This is a genomic window from Rhodosalinus sp. (assembly GCF_046542825.1).
GTDB lineage: Bacteria > Pseudomonadota > Alphaproteobacteria > Rhodobacterales > Rhodobacteraceae > Rhodosalinus.
Genome location: NZ_JBKHAQ010000002.1, coordinates 46354 through 65253, shown reverse-complemented (window position 1 = coordinate 65253; position 18900 = coordinate 46354). Strand labels below are relative to the sequence as shown.

Below are 18900 nucleotides of genomic sequence, written 5' to 3'. Positions count from 1 at the left end.
TCAGGCCTGCGAAGCCGCGCGCAGCGCCCGCTCCAGCGCATCGAGAAAGCGCGACCGATCCGCCTTGCCGAAGCTGCGCCCGCCGCCCTGGCGGAAAGGATCCGCGGCGCGCAGGTCGGTCATCAGGTCGCGCATCGCCAGCGCCTGGCCCACGTTGCGCGCGTTGAGCGCCGCGCCGTCGGGCTTGAGCACCTGCGCGCCCGCCTCCACGCAGCGCGCGGCCAGCGGGATGTCGGCGGTCACCACCACGTCCCCCTGCCCCGCGCGCTCCGCGATCCAGCGGTCTGCCTCGTCGGGGCCTTCGGGCACCACGATCACCTCCACCAGCGGGTTGGCCGAGGGGCGCAGCCCGCCGTTGCTGACCAGCTTGAGCGGCACGCGATGCCGGGTCGCCACCCGCTCGGCCTCGGCCTTGACCGGGCAGGCGTCGGCATCGACGTAGACCGTCACGCGCCCAGCGCCTCGGCGTGGAAGGCGACGTGATCCTCCATGACGCTCGCCACGAAGAAATAGCTGTGATCGTAGCCCGTCTGCAGGCGCAGCGTTCCCGCCTGACGGCGCGCCGCCATCGCCTCGGCCAGCGCCTCGGGTTTCAGCGTGTCGATGAACTGGTCCGACAGTCCCTGGTCGATCAGCACGGGGCCAGCAAAGCCCTGCGCGCGCATCAGCAGGGTCGAATCATGCGCCGCCCAGGCCGCCTCGTCCGGGCCGAGGTAGGCATCCAGCTGCTTGCGCCCCCAGTCGGCCGATGTGGGATGCGCGATCGGCGCGAAGGCCGAGACCGAGGCGTAGCGCCCCGGCAGCCCCATCGCCAGCGTCAGCGCACCGTGCCCGCCCATCGAATGGCCGGTGATCGCCTGCCGGGCGGGGTCGATGGCGAAATGCTCGGACAGCAGGGCGGGAAGCTCCTCTGCCACGTAGTCCCACATGCGGAAATGCGGCGCCCAGGGGCTCTGCGTGGCGTTCACGTAGAAGCCCGCACCCTGTCCAAGGTCGTAGTGGTCATCGTCCGCCACGCCCTCGCCCCGTGGGCTGGTGTCGGGAAAGACCACGGCGATCCCGTGCCGCGCCGCCCAGCCCTGCGCGCCCGCCTTGATCATCGCGTTCTCGTGCGTGCAGGTGAGCCCCGAGAGATACCACAGTACCGGCACCGGCCCGCGTGCGGCCTGTGGCGGCAGGAAGAGGCCAAAGGTCATGTCGCAGGAACAGGCGGCGGAGGTGTGGGTATAGACCCCCTGCACGCCGCCAAAGGCGCGATTCTCGGAAACGGTCTGCATGGGCGCGGCGTCCTTTCGTGGATGTGTCGCCAGCGTGCTTAACAGGCCCGGACGCGGCGGCAAACGCAAGACCGTGGTGCGGCCACCTGCCAGGCTCGCCGGGATGCCCGCCGGAGGCGGCCCGTCCAATCACGATGTCCGCGGGCGGACCGGCAGGTCAGGGGCGCACGGGCGGTTCCAACGGACCACAGGCACAGAGTGCGGGCGGGCATCCCGCGCCTGGGCGCGCAGGCGACAGGCCCCGCCTGGCCGGCGTCAGCGCCGCAGCGTCAGGATCTCTTCCAGCGGTTTCTTCATCTTGGCCACGCGCGGCACGGTCGCCCCCGGCGCCGGATGCCCCACGACCAGGATCATCACCGGCTTCTCGTGCTCCGGCCTGTCGCAGAGCTCGTTGAGGAACTTCATCGGGTTAGGGGTATGCGTCAGGCACGACAGCCCGGCCCGGTGCAGCGCCGCGATCAGGAAGCCGGTGGCGATGCCCACGCTTTCGGGCACGTAGTAGTTCTTGTAGCGTTCGCCGTCCTTCGTCACCCCGTAGCGCTGGGCGAAAACCACGATGAGCCAGGGCGCGGTTGTCAGGTGCGGCTTCTCCGCGCCCGTCCCGATGGGCTCCAGCGCGCGCAGCCATTCGGCGCCCGCGCCGCCGGCATAGAATCTTTCCTCCTCCGCCTCGGCGGCCGCGCGGATCCGGGCCTTCATCGCCGGATCGGCGATCGCCACGAAATGCCAGGGCTGGTGGTTCGCGCCCGAGGGCGCGGTGCCGGCCGTGCGCACGCAGTCGGCAATCACCTCTTCGGGGACCGCGCGGTCGGAAAAATCGCGCACCGAATGCCGCCTGCGCATATCGTCATGGACGGCGCGGGCGGCCGCGCGCATCTGCTCGTCCGTCATCTCGCGCCGGTCGGGCAGCGGCAGCGGCTCGTAGACGACCTCTCCGGTGTGAAACATGGCCCTTCTCCCTCAGCCGGGCAGCTGCGCGATGATCCAGGTGACGGTCAGGATGCTGGCCGCCGTCGAGATCAGGATCGCGGCCGAGACGCGCTGCGGCGCGACCCCGTAATGCTGCGCCAGAATGTAGACATTGCCCGCCACGGGCAAGGCCGCCGCGGCGGTGACGACACCTGCGCTGTAGGCGTCCACCGGGAACAGCACGAAGACCGCGAGCGCCACGGCCGCGGGGTGCAGCACCAGCTTGGCGAAGCTGAGCCAGACCGCGATGCTGACCCGCTCGGCCGATTTGCTGGCCAGCGAGGCACCGATGGCGAAGAGCGCGCCGGGCGTGGCCGCGGCCCCAAGCAGGGCGAGGAAGTCGTTTGCCGGGCCGGGTATGGGAACACCCGCAGCCGACCACAGGAAGCCAAGCGAGATCGCCACGATCATCGGGTTCTTCAACAGCCCCAGCCCGACGGTGCCGAGGATCCGCACCGACATGCGACCGTCGCGCGCGCCGGTGACAAGGATCACGATCAGGCTGGAGAACACGATCAGGTCGACGGCGAGCACCAGCATGATCGGGCCGATCGCGTCGGGCCCCAGAAGCAGCGTCAGCATCGGCACGCCCAGAAAGCCCGTGTTGCCGATCGCCGCGCATTGCGCCTCGACCGCCGCGGTGGGCGTGTCGAGCCGGCGCAGGAAGGCCACCAGCATCGCCACCGCATAGACAAGCGCCGTCGCCCAGAGATAGGCACCCACCAGCCGCCAGTTCAGCACCTCGCCCAGCGACAGGTTCGCCGCGAAGCGGAACAGCATCGCCGAAAGCGCGAAGTAGAACACGAACTTGGTGAGATAGGCCGTGGCCTCCGCGCCGAAGAACCCCGTGCGCCCGGCCGAGTAGCCAAGGCCGATCAACCCGAAGAAGGGCAGCGTTTCGAGGAAGATCTCCAGCATCCTGCGCTTCGGTAGGGTGGGCGAAGGGGCGCGTCAATCTGCCGTGCGACCGCGGGGCCGACGCGGTGTTTCCGCGTGACACAGGCGCCCTTGCGCGCCATCTCTTGGATGGACCGCGAGGGAGGCACCATGACCGATTATCCGCATCTGCTGCGCCCGCTCGACCTTGGGCACACGACGCTGAAGAACCGCGTGCTGATGGGCTCGATGCACACCAACCTCGAAGAGGTGGGCGACTGGAACCGGATCGCGGAGTTCTACGCAGAGCGTGCGCGCGGCGAGGTCGGGTTGATGGTGACGGGCGGCATCGCGCCCAACCGCGAGGGCGCGGTCTTTCCGGGCGCGGCGGGGCTCTTTTCGGACGAGGACATCGCGCATCACCGCATGGTCACGGACCGGGTGCACGAGGCGGGCGGCAGGATCGCGATGCAGATCCTGCATGCCGGGCGCTACGCCTACGGCAAGGACTGTGTCGCGCCCTCGCCGGTGAAGTCTCCGATCTCGCCCTTCGTGCCACACGAACTGGACGAGGCGGGGATCGAGAAGCAGATTGCCGATTTTGCCACCACGGCCGCGCGCGCCCGCGAGGCGGGCTACGACGGCGTCGAGATCATGGGCAGCGAGGGGTATTTCATCAACCAGTTCCTCGTGACCCACGTCAACAAGCGGTCCGACCGCTGGGGCGGCTCCTACGAGAACCGGATGCGCCTGCCGGTGGAGATCCTGCGCCGCGTGCGGGCGGCCGTCGGGGACGACTTCATCGTGATCTACCGGCTCTCCATGATCGATCTGGTTCCAGACGGCTCGACCCACGAGGAGGTCGTGCAACTGGCCAAGGCGGTCGAGGCGGCGGGCGCGGACATCATCAACACCGGCATCGGCTGGCACGAGGCGCGGGTGCCCACGATCGCCACCTCGGTCCCGCGCGCAGGCTTCGCCTGGGTCACCAAGCGGCTGATGGGCGAGGTCTCGGTGCCGCTCATCACCTCGAACCGGATCAATACGCCGGAGGTCGCGGAAAAGGTGCTGGCCGAGGGCTGCGCCGACATGGTGAGCATGGCACGCCCCTTCCTCGCAGACGCGCATTTCGTGAAGAAGGCGATGGAGGGCCGGGCGGATCAGATCGCGCCCTGCATCGCCTGCAACCAGGCCTGCCTCGACCATACCTTCCAGATGAAGGTCAGTTCCTGCCTGGTGAACCCGCGCGCCTGCTTCGAGACGGAGCTGGTGATCGCGCCCGCCGAGGTGAAGAAGACCGTCGCCGTCGTTGGCGCCGGCCCTGCAGGGCTTTCGGCCGCGATCACCGCGGCCGAGCGCGGGCACGACGTGACCCTGTTCGACAAGGACAGCGTGATCGGCGGCCAGCTCAACATGGCGCGGGTGATTCCGGGCAAGGAGGAGTTCGACGGCCTGGTCGAGTGGTACCAGCGGATGCTGGAGGTGCACGGCGTCACCGTCAGGCTGGGGCAGGCGGGGACGGCAGAGGCGCTGGCCGGCTTCGACGAGGTGGTGATCGCCACCGGTGTGCTGCCGCGCGATCCCGGCATCCCGGGACAGAACGGGCCGAACGTGGTGGGCTATGCCGACGTGCTGCGCGGCAGCGCCACGGTGGGCAGGCGCGTGGCCATCGTGGGCGCGGGCGGCATCGGCTTCGACGTGGCGGAGTTCCTTGTGCACGAGGGCGAAAGCCCGACCGGGAACCTTGCGCTCTGGCGTCGGGAATGGGGCGTTGGCCACCCGTCGGAAACGCGCGGCGGCCTGGCAGAACCGCAGCCGACCGCGCCCGCGCGGCAGGTCACGCTGCTGCAACGCAAGCAGGAGAAGCCGGGCAAGCGGCTGGGCAAGACCACCGGCTGGATCCACCGGGCGAGCCTGAAGATGAAGGGCGTCGAGATGATCGCCGGGGTCAATTACGAAGGCATCGACGCGCAGGGCCTGCACGTCTCCTTCGGCGAGGCGCGCGAGCGGCCCACGCTGATCGAGGCCGATACCATCGTGCTCTGCGCCGGGCAGGTGAGCGAGCGCAGCCTGGCCTCTGAACTGGCTGAGCGCGGCATCCCGGCCCATGTCATCGGCGGCGCCGACGTGGCGGCAGAGCTCGACGCCAGGCGCGCGATCGACCAGGGCACGCGACTGGCCGCCGTGCTCTGACCGCTGTCCCCAAATCCTTCGACCGGAGGATTTGCGGACAGCCACGCCCGCCGGCAGAGGAATTTTCGCAGGAAATTCTTCGTCCAATGCCTGGCGCCGGAACGTTTCCGCTGTGGCGGCGCCTCCATGAAGCTCCCTCGTATTGTCGGCCCTCCGTCCCAAAACCGCCCGAATTCCGGGCGACTCAGGACCCCGTGCGACAGGCGTTGGAAGAGGTGACGTAATGGACCGACTGACGGAAATGGAGGCTTTCGCGACTGTCGTGGACCAGGGCGGCTTCACCGACGCGGCGAGAAAGCTCGGCATCTCCAAGTCCGCCGTCTCCAAGCATGTGGCGAGCCTTGAGGCACGGCTGGGCGCACGGCTGCTCAACCGCACCACGCGGCGCGTGAGCCCCACGGAAATCGGCCTGGCCTATTACGACCGGGCGCGGCGCGTGCTGAACGATGCAGGCGAGGCCGACGCGCTTGTCACCTCGATGCAGTCCGCGCCCTCGGGCCTGCTGCGCATCTCGGTGGCGACGGACTTCGGGGTGAATCACCTTTCGCCGATCCTGGGCGAGTTCCTGCACGAGTTTCCCGACATCAGCATCAACATGGTGCTCAACAACCGCTACGTCGAACTGATCTCGGAAGGCTTCGACATGGCAGTGCGGATCGGCGACCTGCAGGATTCGAGCCTGCGCGCCCGCAAGCTTGCAGATACGGCGAAGCGGATGGTCGGTGCGCCCTCCTACTTCCAGCGCCACGGCCGGCCCAGCCGGATCGACGACCTGAACGAACACAAGCTGCTGCACTATTCCAGCCAGTCGTCGGGCAGCGTCTGGCGCATCACCGCCCCTTCGGGCGAGAAACGTCAGGTCCGCACGGCCGGCTGGCTCAGCGTCAACGACGGGCAGTCGCTGCTCAATGCCTGCGTCGCGGGCCTGGGCATCGCCTATCTGCCGTCGTTCCTCTATGCGCCGGCGATGGCCGAGGGCCACGTCGTGGACGCGATCCCGGAGTTGCCGATGGAGACACAGGGCATCTACGCGGTCTATCCACCGGGCCGTTTCACGCAGCCCAAGGTCCGCGCCTTCATCGACTTCCTCGTGCACGCCTTCGCCGAAAAGGGGCCCGCCGACTGGTAAGGGCTTCCGTCCCCGGGGGGACCGGAGGCTCCGGCGCGTCGGTCACGCCGGAGCTTCCTTGTCGCCACCCGGCCCGCCGCGGACACATGGGTTCCTGTCGGACGCGCGAGGGGCCGAAGCCACGCGAAACAGCCCGCGCGAGGGCGCGCTCGGAAGACGAGGGGCCTATTCCGCCGCGCGCGGCTTCTTCGGGGCAAGCGCGCGCATCGCGTCGTGCTGGGAAAGAAAGACCTTGCCGCTCAGGTCGTCGAGGAAATGGCTGCGCTTGAGCCGGTCCATCACGGGCCCCTTCACCTCGGACAGGTGCAGGCGGATGTCCATGTCCGCCAGCCGCCGGTTGATCGCCTCGAGGCTTTCGAGCGCCGAGAGATCCACCTCGTTCACCGCCGAGAACATCAGCACCACATGGCGCACGTCCTTGTCCTTCACCACGCGGTCGTAGACGTAATCCTGCAGGAAGGCGGCGTTGGCGAAATAGAGGCTTTCGTCCACCCGCAGCGTGACGACCGCGGGATGCGTCTCGACCTCGTGGCGCAGGATGTTGCGGAAATGCTCGGTGCCGGGCACGCGGCCCACCTCGGCCACATGCGGGCGCGAGGTCTTGTAAAGGTGCAGCGCGATCGACAGCGCGACACCCGCGGCCACGCCCACCTCAACCCCGAAGCCCAGCGTCAGCAGGATCGTGGCAGAGACGGCGGCGAAATCCACCCTGGAGTAGCCCCAGGCGTGGCGCAGGATGGAAAAGTCCACGAGGCTCAGCACCGCAACGATGATCGTCGCGGCGAGCGTCGCCGTGGGCAGGAAGAACAGCAGCGGCGTCAGCAGCAGCGCGGCGACCAGGATGCCCACGGCCGTGTAGGCGCCGGCCGCCGGCGTCTCGGCGCCGGCGTCGAAGTTCACCACCGACCGGGCGAAGCCGCCGGTGACGGGATAGCCGCCGGTGATCGAGGCCGCGATGTTCGACGTGCCAAGGCCCACCAGTTCCTGGTCCGGCACGATGCGCTGGCGTTTCTTCGCGGCCAGCGTCTGCGCGACCGAGACCGATTCGACGAATCCGATGATCGAGATCATCAGCGCCGGCACGAAAAGCTGCGCGATCAGGTCGAGATCGAGCCGCGGCGCGGTGAGCGGCGGCAGCCCCTGCGGCACGGTGCCCACGATGTCGACGCCCCGCTCGCCCAGCCCGAAGCCGAAGACGACCAGTGTCGTGACCGCAACGGCAAGCACCGGCCCCGCCTTGGCCAGGATGTCGGCCAGTCGCGGCTTCATCCCCGTTTTCAGCAGAAGCGGCTTGAACCCCTTGCGCACCCAGAACAGGAAGGCCGTCGCCGCGACGCCGATGGCGAGGGTGTAGAGGTTCGTCTCCGGCAGATGCGCCCAGAGCGAGGTCACCAGTTCCGGCAGGGTATGCCCCTGCGCCTCGATGCCCAGGATATGCTTGAGCTGCGAGGTGGCGATCAGGATTCCGGATGCTGTGATGAAGCCCGCGATCACCGGATGGCTCAGGAAGTTCGCCAGGAACCCCAGCCGAAAGACCCCCATGACCGTCAGGATCGCGCCGGAGAGGAAGGCAAGCGTGATCGCGGCGGCCGCATATTGCGCGGGATCGGTGATGCCGAGGTTGGCGATGGCAGCCGCGGTCATCAGGCTGATCACCGCGACAGGGCCGACCGCCAGCGCCCGAGAGGTGCCGAAGATGGCGTAGGCCACCAGCGGCAGGATCGAGGCGTAAAGCCCCATCTCCGCAGGCAGCCCCGCCAGCAGCGCATAGGCCAGCGACTGCGGGATCAGCATGATCGTCACGATCACCGCCGCGACCACGTCCGAGGTCAGCGTGTCGCGCGTGTAGCCGCGTGACCATTGCAGGATGGGCAGGTGCCGCTCCAGCGCGGCGCGGTTCGGCAGGGACATGGGGCGTCTCCGGTCCTGGGGCTTGCGTGCTATGTATTCAGAACCTGGAATAAGTAAAGGGACCGCACGGCACTTCAGTCGGCAGAGGCCAGCACCGCCTCGACCCGCCGGTTGACCTCGCGGCCCGCTGCCGTCAGGTTCGTGGCCACGGGGGCCAGATAGCCCACGCCCTCGGCCCGCAGTTGCGCGGGCGGCACGCCGTGCCGCTCCACCAGCCGGCGCAGCACCGCCTCTGCCCGCGCGCGCGACAGGGCGACGTTGCCGTCGAGCGCGCCCACCGCGTCGGTATGCCCGACAAGCACGACGACGCGGCCTTCATCGGCGACAAGATAGGCCGCCAGCGCCTCCAGAACGGGATAGACACGGTCCGACAGCTCCGACGAGCCGCTTGCGAAATCCAGCCCCTCCAGCACCGCGTGCCCGCGCGCCTCGAGCGCCTCTGCAAGCGGCAGCGCGGGAGCGGCCGTCTGCGCCGCCGGCGCGCGTGTTTCCAAAGGCGCCGCGCCGCCGCTCGCCACATGGACCAGCTGCAGATATCCTGCCCTGTCCGTCCGGCTGGCCAGGAGCGTGACGTGGTCGGCGGCCCCGTCCCCGCGCACGCGCAGCGCCGACAGGAACCTGTAGCGCGTGAGGTCCACATACATCGCCGGGGCCGGCAGCACCTCGATCTCGAAGCGGAAGTCGAAGCCGCCGCAGGCACGGTCGCGGCATTCGAAGAGCACCTCGAATCCCTGCGCGCGAAGCTGTTCGCGCAGAGGCGCAATCAGTTGCAGCGTGGTGCGGCCCGGCCCGTCGAAGCGCCAGACCCGGCGCGTCACGGTGCCCTCGGCGCGCAGGCCGGGCACGCCGTCCTCGGCGCTCCAGGAGCCGGCCGGCACAAGGTGGCTGTCGCGCGCGCTCTGCTCTTCCGCGGCAAGACCGGCGCCCGCGGGCAGATCGAGCTCGACGGCGGCGGGGACCGGCCCGGCGACGAGCAGGAAGAGCCCCGCAAGGGCCGCTTCAGCGCGCCTGCGCGTGATAGGCATCGTTGGGCTTCATCGCGGTCGCGCTGGCCACCCGGTTCGTCATGTTGAAAAAGCCCGCCACCGCCGCGATGTCCCAGATGTCGCGGTCCGAGAAGCCGACGCTGCGCAGCGCCTCGCGGTCGAACTCGGAGATTTCCGCGCTGGCCTTCGTCACCTTCTCCGCGAAGGTCAGCATCGCGGTGTGCCGCGCGTCCAGCTCGGCAACCCGCCAGTTCATCACCAGCATCTCGCCCAGCTTCGGATCGCCCGACAACTGCCGCACCGCCGCGCCATGCGCCGTCAGGCAGTAATAGCAGCGGTTCACAGCCGAGACGACCACCGCGATCATCTCGCGCTCGAGCTTGGACAGCCCCGAGTCGGCCAGCATCAGGTCATTGTACATCGCCGTGAAGGCGTCCAGCTTGGTGGTGTCGAAGGCGTAGGCGCGCAGGACGTTGGGCACCATGCCAAGCTTGTCCTCGCAGACCTCGAAATATTTCCGCGTTGCCTCGGGCAGCGGATCGACCGGGGGCAGGTCCAGCGCGGTCGGCTTTTCGTCCATCTCTCAGCGCCCCTCCACGGGCTTGATGCGGTAATGATAGACCCCAGCCTGCCCCATCCCGAGCTTGCCATAAAGCCCCGCCGCCGCCGCGTTGTCGCGCGTGGCGATGGCGGCGATCCGGGTGGCACCGTGCGCCTCGGCCCAGACGGCCGCGCCGCGCATGAACCATTCCGCCGCTCCCTGCCGCCGCTCGCCCGGCACGACGACCAGCGCGTGCACCATCGCCACGCCGTCATGGACCGCGACGAAGCCGGTGCCGGCCGGGTGGTCGTTCTGCCGCGCCAGCAGCCCGGTCTTGGGTTGCGGCGCGCGCTCCATCACCGCCTGCCGCGCGGGGCCGAAGCCGTGCGCGGTCCAGATCTCGCGCATGATCTGCAGGGGTTCCCAGACGGTGAGCGCGGCCAGCCGCGGCACCGCGCGGTCGGTCAGCCGCCCGATGGGGGCCGCGTAGATCACGCTGGGGTCGAGCATGGCATACCCTGCCCGCTCCAGCATCGCATCCAGCGCCTCTTCGCCGGGCCGCACCATGACGAGCGGTGCCTGCCGCATCCCGGCCATCGCCGCTTCTGCCTCGGCCAGCGCGGGGGCGTCGGGCACCACGCCATGCTCGGCCACCGTGGCGGCAGAGACGCGCTTGCCGCCGCCCTGCCCGTCCCGCAGAATCCAGGGACCCAGCCGCCACCGACGCGCGGGCGGCCATGTCGCCTCGTTCACCTCCAGCAGGGCCAGCGCCTCGGCGCTCATGCCTCCAGCATTCCCGAAAGCCGCGTCATCGCCGCGTCCACCTGCGCCTTGTCGGTGCCCCGCACCACCACGTTGACCCCGTGCACGCCCCCGCGCAGGAACGGGTAGGAGCCGACGGAGAGATCGGGGAACGCCTCTGCCACCTCGCTCAGGATCGGCGCCACGTCGCCTTCGCCCCGCTGCACGGTGATCGTCTGCGACAGGAGCGGCGCACCGCCCACCAGCGTCGCCAGAACGCTGGCCACCATCGCCTCGAAGATCGTGGGCACGCCCGCCATGACATGCACGTTGCGAAGCGTGAAGCCCGGCGCGGCCGAGATCGGGTTCTCGATCAGCGTGGCGCCCTCGGGGATGCGCGCCATCCTCAGCCGCGCCTCGTTCAGCTCAAGCCCCTGCGCGTCGTAATGCGCCTGCAGCACCGCGCGGGCGTCGGCGCGCACGCCGATGGGCAGGCCGAAGGCCGCCGCGACCGCCTCTGCCGTGATGTCGTCATGGGTGGGGCCGATCCCGCCCGAGGTGAAGAGGTGATCCCACCGCTCCGCGAGCGCCTGGACTGCAGCGATGATGGCGGCGCGGTCGTCGGGCACCACGCGCACCTCGCGCAGGTCGATGCCCACGCGCGTCAACTCGCCCGCAAGATGATGCATGTTGGAATCGCGCGTCCGTCCGGAGAGGATCTCGTCCCCGATCACGAGCATCGCGGCGGTGGGATTGGGCATGGCAGTGACGCTCCTTGCCGGGCTGGTTGCGCCCTTGTAAGCGCGGCGTCATGCGCTTTCAAACCCCTCTGCTGCCCGGCCGGCTGATCCGCCGCTACAAGCGCTTCCTCGCCGACGCGCGGCTGGACGACGGGCGCGAGGTGACGGCGCATGTCGGCAACCCCGGCTCGATGCTGGGCCTGGCCGAGCCCGGCGCGCGCATCTGGCTGGAGCCCAACGACGACCCGAAGCGGAAGCTGAGGTTCGCCTGGCGGCTGGTGGAGCACCCGGATGGCCATTTCACCGGCGTCGACCCGGGGGCCGCCAACCGGATCGTCCGCGAGGCGCTGGAGGCCGGCGCCGTGGCGGACCTGGCCGGATACGACAGCCTGCGCCCCGAGGTGCGCTACGGCGAGAAGAGCCGCGTGGACTTCCTGCTGTCCGGCGGCGGGCGGCCGGACGCCTACGTCGAGGTGAAAAGCGTCACCCTGAGCCGCGCGGCGGGGCGGGCCGAGTTTCCCGACGCGGTCACGGCGCGCGGCGCACGGCACCTGGCCGAGCTTGCCGCGATGGCGCGGGCAGGGCATCGCGCCGTCCTGCTCTACCTCGTGCAGCGGACGGATGCGCGCGAGGTGGGGCTCGCTGCCGACATCGACCCGGGCTATGCCGCGGCCTTCGCCGCCGCGCGCGCGGACGGCGTCGAGGCGCTGGCGCTCGGCACCCGGATCAAGCCGGAGGGCATCGAGGCGGCGGGGCTCCTCCGCCTCCTGGTGCCGTGACAGGCGGTGCACTGGCCCTTGGAGACAAAATTGCATAAATGACGGGGTGACGGAGAGACCGCCGATGGAGCGCGACTTGAACCAGGATCACCGCGGGCGCCTGACACGCGACGGCATCCGCATCCACGACCCGGCCGATTTCGCCGGAATGCACAAGGCCGGACGGCTCGCCGCCGAGATCCTCGACGAGGTGATCGCGCTGGTGCGCCCCGGCGCCACCACGGCCGAGATCGACGCCTACATCACCCGCCGGGTGGATCAGGCGGGCGCGCAATCCGCCACCATCGGCTACAAGGGCTATCGGCACGCGTCATGCATCAGCGTGAACCACGTCGTCTGCCACGGCATCCCGGGCAGCAAGATCCCGAAATGGAAGAACGACTCCTTCGCGCGGACCGACGACGTGCTCAAGGACGGCGATATCCTGAATGTCGATGTCACGGTGATCGTCGACGGCTGGTACGGCGACTCTTCGCGGATGTATGTCGCCGGAGAGCCCAAACCCTATGCAAGGCGGCTGATTCAGGTGACGCACGACGCGCTGATGCTTGGGATCGAAGCCGTGAAGCCAGGCAACACCTTCGGCGACATCGGCCACGCGATCCAGTCCTTCGTCGAGGCGCAGGGCATGTCTGTGGTCCGCGACTTCTGCGGTCACGGTCTGGGTCGTGTCTTCCACGCCCCGCCGAACGTGCTGCACTACGGCCGCGCCGGCACCGGCCCTGTGCTGGAGGAAGGGATGTTCTTCACCATCGAGCCGATGGTGAACCTCGGGCGCCCCGAGACGAAGGTGCTGGCCGACGACTGGACCGCGATCACCCGCGACAAGTCGCTCTCGGCACAGTTCGAGCATTCGGTCGGCGTGACCCGCGACGGCGCGGACATCTTCACCCTGTCGCCCGCGGGGCGCTTCCACCCGACCTTCGAGGTCGCCTGATCTTGCCTTCGGCGCTGGCCGACGCGGCAATGCAACAGGGGCATTCCAGACCATCGAAGGACGGTGTCGCGCGTGACCCGATCGCGGTCCACGAGCACCCATCCGCCTGAAGAAGAATTTTCGATCGAAAATTCTTCGGAAGACTCGCCGGGCGTATGGCGATTTTTCGTCCGAAAAATCGCGCGCCCCAGTGCATGTCGACGCAAGAGGATCGCGCGGCGTGCAGCGGCGGCTTGGTTCCGGATAGGGGGCCGAAGTCAGCCTGTCGCGTCGCGCGCGGCCTCGGCGCGGCGCCACTCGGACAGGAACAGCGTCTCGCCGCGGTGAGCCGTCACGATGTCGCCCATCAGGAGCGGCGCGCTCCGGCCCGGGCGCGGAGCCGGCCGCGCCTCTTCCTCCGGCGCCTCGGAACGAAACAGGACCCCGAACGGCTGCGAGGCGGTCGCGGAGGGCTTGGCGGCTCCTTTGCCCTTGTCGTTCCTGTAGTCTGTCCCAGCTATGCAGCATCTGGCAATAGTGGAGCAGGAATGGCCGATCTCACGCTTCTTGGCATGTCCGGGTCGCTGCGCGCGGGCTCGTTCAACCGCAAGCTGCTGGCAGAGGCGGTGCGCCGCTTCGCGCCCGCGACCTATCTGGAGGGCGACCTCCGCCTGCCGCTCTACGACGGCGACCTTGAAGAGCGCGAGGGCCTGCCAGAGTCCGTGCGCCGGCTGACCGAGGCGGTCGCGCTGGCCGACGCGGTCGTGATCGCCTCGCCCGAATACAACAAGGGCGTGACGGGCGTGATGAAGAACGCGCTCGACTGGATCAGCCGGGCAGAAGGCTTCCCGCTGGGCGACAAGCCAACCGCCGTGATCTCGGCCAATGCCGGACGAACCGGCGGCGAGACCGGGCAATACATGCTGCGTGCCTGTCTGGTTCCGCTCCGGCCCGCCGTGCTGGAGTATCCGATGGTGATGGTGGCAGGCGCCGGGGATCATTTCGACGCCGGGGACCGGCTGGTGACCGAAAGCTATGCGACGTCTCTGGACACGCTCATGGCGCGGCTGCGGGACGCGGCAGAGCGGTAAGGCCCCGTCAGGGCCGCAGAGCGGCGGTCAGGCTCCTCTCGGGGCGGAAGCTTTCCGGTATCCGGTCCCGGCCCTCGAGCAGAAGGTCCGCCATGACCTCTGCTGCCAGAGGGGCCATGCCGAAGCCGATCTTGAAACCGCCATTGGCGATGAAGGCTCCGGGGCGGGCCGGATGCCGCCCCAGCACCGGCGCGCGCGAGCGGGCGCGGGGCCGCAGCCCGGCCCAGCGTTCCGCCACACGCGCGCCGGACAGCACGGGCATCGCCTGCACGGCCAGCGCCAGCACGTCCTCGAGTTGCGCATCGGTGCCGTCCGGGTCGTTCCAGTCCCGCTCGGTGGTCGAGCCCACCGCCACGGTCCCGTCCATGTGCGGCACGATGTGCACGCCGCCCGCGTAGACCTGCGGATGCTCGTGCGCCTCGAAGTGCAGAAGCGCGGCCTGCCCTTTCACGCCGCGCCCCAGGTCAGCCTCTGCAAGCCCTGCCGCGCCGGTGGCCCAGACCGTCAGTCCGGCCTCCTGCGCGTCCGCACCGATGCACGCGCCGCGGGCGCGCAGGGCGGCCGCCAGCGAGGCGCAGGCCCGGCGGGGATGCAGGCGTGCCGAGAGTGTGTCGCGGACCAGCCAGCCGGTGGGCGACACCGGCGCCCAGGGCCCTGCCGCGTCCGCGCGGATCACCTCCCACGTCGCGACCCCCTGCCAATGTGCCTCGGCCCCGGCGATGCGCTCACGCGCGCGGGCGAGCGCGGCCTCGTCCGCAACGGGCTGCAGGCGGCCCGCGCGGGCGTAGCCGGGATCGACACCGCCTGTTGCCTGCACCTCGGCCCACCAGTCGCCCGCCATCAGCAGGCTTTCCAGCTGAAAGGCCTTGGCTTCACTCCACTGCTCCGGCGCGTGGGGCGCAAGCGCGCCCACCAGTCCGCCGGACGCACCTGCGCCCACCCCATTCGGATCGGCCACCGTCACCCGCGCGCCGCGCCGCGCGCAGGCCCAGGCCACCGACAGGCCGAAGATGCCCGCGCCGCGCACCGTCACCTCTGGCATTGTCATTTCCGCGCCCCTTCGCCAGTGTCCAGCCGGTCGAAGGACAGCCTAGGACAGCGACGGATGCAGGACCAGAGCGCAGGGGTCGAATGGCGCGGCGCGGTGCCGGTCTCGACGCGCTTCGACGACCCCTACTTCTCGCTTCATGACGGTCTGGCCGAAACGCGGCACGTCTTTCTTGCGGGCAACGGCCTGCCGGCGCGCTTCCGCCCCGGATTTCACATCGCCGAACTCGGCTTCGGCACCGGGCTCAACCTGCTGGCCGCGCTCGCGCTCTGGCGCGCGAGCGGGCAGGCAGGCTTGCTGCGCTACACCAGCTTCGAGGCCTGGCCGCTGCCGGCAGAGGCGATGCAGCGCGCGCAGGCGGGCTTTCCGGTCCTCGCCCCGCTCGCGGAGGATCTGGCACCGCACTGGGGCACACCGGCGATCCGCCTGCCCGACCTTGACTTCCGCCTGGTCGAGGGGGACGCACGGCGGACCCTGCCGGACTGGGCGGGGCAGGCGGATGCGTGGTTCCTCGACGGCTTCGCGCCGGCCAAGAACCCCGAACTCTGGGAACCTGCCCTGCTGGCCGAGGTCGCGCGCCACACGGCTATGGGCGGCACGGCGGCCACCTACACCGCCGCGGGCCACGTCCGGCGCGCGCTGGCCGCCGCGGGTTTCGAGGTCACCCGCGCCCCGGGCTACGGCGCGAAACGGCACATGACGCGCGCACGGCTGGCATGAGGGCGCAGGACACCCGCCTCGGCATCTGGCTGATGGTGGCCACCACCTTCGTCTTCGCGGTGCAGGACGGCATCTCTCGTCATCTGGCCGGCGAATACAACGTGCTGATGGTGGTGATGATCCGCTACTGGTTCTTCGCCGCCTTCGTGATGACGGTGGCCGCACGGCGCGCTGGGGGCCTGCGCGCGGCCGCGGCCACGCGCCAGCCCGGATTGCAGGTCTTTCGCGGCGCGCTGCTGTCGGTCGAGATCTGCGTCATGGTGCTGGCCTTCACGCTGCTGGGCCTGGTGGAAAGCCACGCAGTCTTCGCCTGCTATCCGCTGCTGATTGCGGCGCTCTCTGGCCCGGTGCTGGGCGAGCGGGTGGGTTGGCGGCGCTGGGTAGCGATCGGCGTTGGCTTCCTGGGTGTGCTGATCATCCTCGAGCCCGGCTTCGGCGTCTTCGCGCTGGAGGCCGCCGTTCCGTTGCTCGCCGCCTTGATGTTCGCGCTTTACGGGCTGCTCACGCGCTTCGCCGCCCGCGCCGACAGTGCCGCCACCAGCTTCTTCTGGACGGGCGTGGTGGGCGCGGTGGTGATGACCGGCGCAGGCCTCCGGGTCTGGGAGCCGATGACGCCGCCCGACTGGGTCTGGATGGGTTCTTTGTGCCTGACCGGCGCGCTGGGGCATTTCACGCTGATCAAGTGCTACGAGGTTGCGGAGGCGAGCGCGGTGCAGCCCTTCGCCTACCTCCAGCTCGTCTTCGCGAGCGCGATCGGAATCGCGGTCTTCGACGAGACGGTGGCCCCCAACGTGGCGCTGGGTGCGGCGCTGGTGGTGGGCGCGGGGCTCTTCACGCTCTGGCGCGCGCAGCTGCGTGGCTGACATCGGCACATGCGCCTGCGGATTTTCGATCGAAAATCCGCAGGCCGATCGCATCCGCATCCGAAGATTTTTCGATCGAAAAATCTTCGCCGCCGCGCCCTAGCCGCCGTGCAGAGTCTGGCCCTTGAGTTCTTCGGAAAAGGGCACCGGATGCGGGGACAGTCCCAGGCGGGCACGGTAGACCGGCAAGCTCTCGGTCACGCGCATGACGTAGTTGCGGGTCTCCGCGAACGGGATCGATTCGATCCAGTCCACGACATCCACCTCCGGATCGCGCGGGTCGCCAAGCTCCCGTGTCCAGCGGATCGGGCGCGCGGGGCCGGCGTTGTAGGCCGCGGCCACCAGCACGGGGTTGCCCTCGAAGCGTTCCACCAGTTCGGCAAGGTAGGCCGTGCCGAGCTGCGCGTTGAATGTCCAGTCGCTCAGCAGCCGGTCGTGGTCGTAGCCCAGCCCCAGCCGCCCCGCGACCTCGCGCGCGGTGTCCGGCATCACCTGCATCAACCCGCGCGCGCCGGCGCCGCTGACCACCGAGGGGTCGAACTCGCTTTCCCTCCGCGCGATGGCGAGGGCGAGTTCGGTGGGCACGGGCCAGCCTGTGCCGGCCATCGGGTGCAGCGCGTAGTAGGAGGCGGGCACGACAATTCCGCGCTGTGCCGCCCGCTTGCCGACCATGACCGCGACGTGTGGCTCTTCCAGGTCATCCAGCATGGCGCCCAGTTGCGCCAGCGCCTTCGGGTCGAGGCTTTCGGCGAGATGGGTGAGGAAGCGTTCGCCCAGCCGCCGCTCTTCCGCCGCCAGCAGCAGGACGCCCGCGCGAAAGACCGAACTGTCGGTGAAGGCGGCGCCCGTCCAGTCGGGCGCGGGCGCATCGCCCGCGAGTGTCGCATCGAAGGGCAGCCCGCCGCGCTCTGCCGCGAGCAGGCCGTAGAAACTGCTCTGATGCGCCGCGCCCAGCGCATAGGCCTCGGCGGCGCCCTCTGCATTGCCCGCCGCCTCCTGCGCGCGGCCCAGCCAGTAGCCCGCGCGCCCCAGCGAGATCGGCGAAGCGACGCCCTGTGCGAAACGGGCGAAGTGAGCGACCGCATCATCGGGCCGGTCGAGGTGGCGCAACGCGAGATAGCCGGCGATCCATTCCAGTTCGGCGCTGACGTAGCCGACCATGGCCGCCGTGTGATGGCTGGCCGCCACGCGATAGGCCAGCTCGTGCCGCCCCTCCTGCTTGAGCAGCCGCGCGAGGGTGCGGCGGGGCCCGGCCCAGACGGCGGGCTCGCCCAGCGTCTCGGCGCTGTCGCTCTGCGCCAGCAGCAGGTCCGCCGCATCCTCGAGGCGTCCGCGCCGCAACCGCCAGGCGAAGCGCTCGTAGGCAAGGCCGGGATGATCTGCCAGCGGCGCGGGCACCGCGGCGATCCGCGTGTCGACGCCCGGCGCATCGGCGGCGAGCGCCAGTCGCGCCTCTGCAAGCGCGCGCCATCCTTCCGGCACCAGCGGAAGCATCGCGCGCGCGTTGTCCTGCCACTCCTGCCAGAGCGCCATGTCGAGTCGCGCGGTGTGATGCGGTGCCAGCAGCGCGCCATGGCGCGCGACGAACGACGCGTGCTCTGCGGCCGACAGCGGCCGTGTGCGCCACGCCAGCACGAGTTCCGCCTGCGCCGCGCCCGTCTCCCCTGCGGCCTCGAGCGCTGCGGCATGGGCGAGCGCGCCCTCGCCCGTCTGCGGAAGGTTCTCCGCGAAGAAGGCACGCACCGTCGCCGGGTCCGCCTTGGCGATCGCCGCCTCCGACCGGCGGCGCAGCCAGTCGAGGCCGGGCCAGTCCGGGTTCCGCGAGAGGAAATCCATGACCTCCTCCGCGCTGCCGCGACCCTCGCGCAGGCGGTGCCATTCGATCACGTCGGCGGCTGCCGGACCGTCGCGCTGCCCGAGTTCGGCGGCGCGTGTCCAGTCACCCGCACGCAGGGCATCCATCGCCTCGTCCAGCGCCCGCGGGGCGGCCGGTTGCGCGGTGGCTGCTGCTGCGGTCAGGAGGACGGCAAGCGCCAGCAGCAGACCGGCGGCGCGGCGCACGGCAGGGACGGTTACGGCTTGCATTCCGGCCTCCCGCGCAACATAGACACGCGCAGATT

General features: G+C 70.0%; 18 protein-coding genes. 7 read left to right on the top strand and 11 right to left on the bottom strand.

The window, feature by feature from the left end; translation table 11 throughout:
- The 4 genes from ACLFOB_RS00765 to ACLFOB_RS00750 all read right to left on the bottom strand — a co-directional run bounded on the left by ACLFOB_RS00765 (position 1) and on the right by ACLFOB_RS00750 (position 3164).
- Positions 1-450: a YaiI/YqxD family protein gene (locus tag ACLFOB_RS00765; protein WP_410916481.1), complete on the bottom strand. Its 450-nt coding sequence runs from the start codon at positions 448-450 to the stop codon at positions 1-3.
- Complete coding sequence (fghA, locus tag ACLFOB_RS00760; RefSeq protein ID WP_410916482.1) at positions 447-1277, bottom strand: S-formylglutathione hydrolase; 831 nt, start codon at positions 1275-1277, stop codon at positions 447-449. The genes ACLFOB_RS00765 and fghA overlap by 4 nt, the downstream gene beginning before the upstream one ends.
- A gap of 255 nt (positions 1278-1532) precedes the next feature.
- Positions 1533-2225, bottom strand: coding sequence for a nitroreductase family protein (locus ACLFOB_RS00755; RefSeq protein WP_410916483.1), 693 nt, complete (start codon positions 2223-2225; stop codon positions 1533-1535).
- Between the two features lie 12 nt (positions 2226-2237).
- Positions 2238-3164: an AEC family transporter gene (locus tag ACLFOB_RS00750; RefSeq protein ID WP_410916484.1), complete on the bottom strand. Its 927-nt coding sequence runs from the start codon at positions 3162-3164 to the stop codon at positions 2238-2240.
- Positions 3165-3293: 129 nt separating this feature from the next.
- Here ACLFOB_RS00750 and ACLFOB_RS00745 point away from each other — a divergent pair, with 129 nt between their 5' ends.
- Both ACLFOB_RS00745 and ACLFOB_RS00740 read left to right on the top strand, forming a co-directional pair.
- Positions 3294-5315 carry an FAD-dependent oxidoreductase gene (locus tag ACLFOB_RS00745; protein ID WP_410924353.1) on the top strand — a complete coding sequence of 674 codons (2022 nt, stop codon included), beginning with the start codon at positions 3294-3296 and terminating at the stop codon, positions 5313-5315.
- 223 nt (positions 5316-5538) lie between these two features.
- Positions 5539-6444: a LysR family transcriptional regulator gene (locus ACLFOB_RS00740; protein WP_410916487.1), complete on the top strand. Its 906-nt coding sequence runs from the start codon at positions 5539-5541 to the stop codon at positions 6442-6444.
- Positions 6445-6609: 165 nt separating this feature from the next.
- Here ACLFOB_RS00740 and ACLFOB_RS00735 read toward each other — a convergent pair whose 3' ends face one another.
- The 5 genes from ACLFOB_RS00735 to ACLFOB_RS00715 form a co-directional block, all read right to left on the bottom strand.
- Positions 6610-8355, bottom strand: a complete 1746-nt coding sequence (locus tag ACLFOB_RS00735) for a SulP family inorganic anion transporter (RefSeq protein ID WP_410924352.1) — start codon at positions 8353-8355, stop codon at positions 6610-6612.
- Between the two features lie 74 nt (positions 8356-8429).
- The gene (locus tag ACLFOB_RS00730; RefSeq protein ID WP_410924350.1) at positions 8430-9380 is read right to left on the bottom strand and encodes an OmpA family protein; all 951 of its coding nucleotides are present in this window, start codon (positions 9378-9380) and stop codon (positions 8430-8432) included.
- Positions 9355-9921 carry a peroxidase-related enzyme gene (locus ACLFOB_RS00725; protein WP_410924348.1) on the bottom strand — a complete coding sequence of 189 codons (567 nt, stop codon included), beginning with the start codon at positions 9919-9921 and terminating at the stop codon, positions 9355-9357. Before ACLFOB_RS00725 ends, ACLFOB_RS00730 begins: the two co-directional genes overlap by 26 nt.
- Positions 9922-9924: 3 nt before the next feature.
- Positions 9925-10665 (bottom strand): GNAT family N-acetyltransferase, encoded by a 741-nt coding sequence (locus tag ACLFOB_RS00720; RefSeq protein WP_410924346.1) that lies wholly within the window; start codon positions 10663-10665, stop codon positions 9925-9927.
- The gene (locus ACLFOB_RS00715; protein WP_410924344.1) at positions 10662-11384 is read right to left on the bottom strand and encodes a competence/damage-inducible protein A; all 723 of its coding nucleotides are present in this window, start codon (positions 11382-11384) and stop codon (positions 10662-10664) included. Before ACLFOB_RS00715 ends, ACLFOB_RS00720 begins: the two co-directional genes overlap by 4 nt.
- A 50-nt stretch (positions 11385-11434) precedes the next feature.
- On the opposite strand from ACLFOB_RS00715, the gene sfsA reads away from it, so the two are divergent.
- The 3 genes from sfsA to ACLFOB_RS00700 all read left to right on the top strand — a co-directional run bounded on the left by sfsA (position 11435) and on the right by ACLFOB_RS00700 (position 14149).
- Positions 11435-12142: a DNA/RNA nuclease SfsA gene (gene sfsA / locus ACLFOB_RS00710; protein WP_410924342.1), complete on the top strand. Its 708-nt coding sequence runs from the start codon at positions 11435-11437 to the stop codon at positions 12140-12142.
- Between the two features lie 64 nt (positions 12143-12206).
- Entirely contained in the window at positions 12207-13079 is an 873-nt protein-coding gene (map, locus tag ACLFOB_RS00705) for a type I methionyl aminopeptidase (RefSeq protein WP_410924340.1), read from the top strand.
- A 527-nt stretch (positions 13080-13606) separates the two neighbouring features.
- On the top strand, positions 13607-14149 hold the full coding sequence (locus ACLFOB_RS00700; protein ID WP_410924338.1) for an NADPH-dependent FMN reductase: 543 nt from the start codon (positions 13607-13609) through the stop codon (positions 14147-14149).
- A 7-nt stretch (positions 14150-14156) separates the two neighbouring features.
- On the opposite strand, the gene ACLFOB_RS00695 is transcribed toward ACLFOB_RS00700, so the two are convergent.
- Positions 14157-15197, bottom strand: a complete 1041-nt coding sequence (locus tag ACLFOB_RS00695) for an NAD(P)/FAD-dependent oxidoreductase (RefSeq protein ID WP_410924336.1) — start codon at positions 15195-15197, stop codon at positions 14157-14159.
- Positions 15198-15254: 57 nt separating this feature from the next.
- Between ACLFOB_RS00695 and mnmD the strand changes: the two genes are divergently transcribed.
- Together mnmD and ACLFOB_RS00685 are read left to right on the top strand one after the other, a co-directional pair.
- Positions 15255-15917 carry a tRNA (5-methylaminomethyl-2-thiouridine)(34)-methyltransferase MnmD gene (gene mnmD, locus ACLFOB_RS00690; RefSeq protein WP_410924334.1) on the top strand — a complete coding sequence of 221 codons (663 nt, stop codon included), beginning with the start codon at positions 15255-15257 and terminating at the stop codon, positions 15915-15917.
- Entirely contained in the window at positions 15914-16780 is an 867-nt protein-coding gene (locus ACLFOB_RS00685; protein ID WP_410924332.1) for a DMT family transporter, read from the top strand. Before mnmD ends, ACLFOB_RS00685 begins: the two co-directional genes overlap by 4 nt.
- 99 nt (positions 16781-16879) lie before the next feature.
- On the opposite strand, the gene ACLFOB_RS00680 is transcribed toward ACLFOB_RS00685, so the two are convergent.
- Complete coding sequence (locus ACLFOB_RS00680) at positions 16880-18865, bottom strand: transglycosylase SLT domain-containing protein (RefSeq protein ID WP_410924331.1); 1986 nt, start codon at positions 18863-18865, stop codon at positions 16880-16882.
- Between the last annotated feature and the right edge of the window lie 35 nt (positions 18866-18900).

Excerpts from the sequence above, each read along its gene's own strand:
- ACLFOB_RS00715 (WP_410924344.1), bottom strand. The coding sequence starts at position 11,384 with ATGCCCAATCCCACCGCCGCGATGCTCGTGATCGGGGACGAGATCCTC.
- ACLFOB_RS00720 (WP_410924346.1), bottom strand. The coding sequence starts at position 10,665 with ATGAGCGCCGAGGCGCTGGCCCTGCTGGAGGTGAACGAGGCGACATGG.
- ACLFOB_RS00700 (WP_410924338.1), top strand. The coding sequence starts at position 13,607 with ATGGCCGATCTCACGCTTCTTGGCATGTCCGGGTCGCTGCGCGCGGGC.
- ACLFOB_RS00735 (WP_410924352.1), bottom strand. The coding sequence starts at position 8,355 with ATGTCCCTGCCGAACCGCGCCGCGCTGGAGCGGCACCTGCCCATCCTG.
- ACLFOB_RS00750 (WP_410916484.1), bottom strand. The coding sequence starts at position 3,164 with ATGCTGGAGATCTTCCTCGAAACGCTGCCCTTCTTCGGGTTGATCGGC.
- ACLFOB_RS00730 (WP_410924350.1), bottom strand. The coding sequence starts at position 9,380 with ATGCCTATCACGCGCAGGCGCGCTGAAGCGGCCCTTGCGGGGCTCTTC.
- ACLFOB_RS00755 (WP_410916483.1), bottom strand. The coding sequence starts at position 2,225 with ATGTTTCACACCGGAGAGGTCGTCTACGAGCCGCTGCCGCTGCCCGAC.
- ACLFOB_RS00695 (WP_410924336.1), bottom strand. The coding sequence starts at position 15,197 with ATGACAATGCCAGAGGTGACGGTGCGCGGCGCGGGCATCTTCGGCCTG.
- fghA (WP_410916482.1), bottom strand. The coding sequence starts at position 1,277 with ATGCAGACCGTTTCCGAGAATCGCGCCTTTGGCGGCGTGCAGGGGGTC.
- ACLFOB_RS00745 (WP_410924353.1), top strand. The coding sequence starts at position 3,294 with ATGACCGATTATCCGCATCTGCTGCGCCCGCTCGACCTTGGGCACACG.
- sfsA (WP_410924342.1), top strand. The coding sequence starts at position 11,435 with ATGCGCTTTCAAACCCCTCTGCTGCCCGGCCGGCTGATCCGCCGCTAC.
- ACLFOB_RS00685 (WP_410924332.1), top strand. The coding sequence starts at position 15,914 with ATGAGGGCGCAGGACACCCGCCTCGGCATCTGGCTGATGGTGGCCACC.
- ACLFOB_RS00740 (WP_410916487.1), top strand. The coding sequence starts at position 5,539 with ATGGACCGACTGACGGAAATGGAGGCTTTCGCGACTGTCGTGGACCAG.
- ACLFOB_RS00725 (WP_410924348.1), bottom strand. The coding sequence starts at position 9,921 with ATGGACGAAAAGCCGACCGCGCTGGACCTGCCCCCGGTCGATCCGCTG.
- mnmD (WP_410924334.1), top strand. The coding sequence starts at position 15,255 with ATGCAGGACCAGAGCGCAGGGGTCGAATGGCGCGGCGCGGTGCCGGTC.
- ACLFOB_RS00680 (WP_410924331.1), bottom strand. The coding sequence starts at position 18,865 with ATGCAAGCCGTAACCGTCCCTGCCGTGCGCCGCGCCGCCGGTCTGCTG.
- map (WP_410924340.1), top strand. The coding sequence starts at position 12,207 with ATGGAGCGCGACTTGAACCAGGATCACCGCGGGCGCCTGACACGCGAC.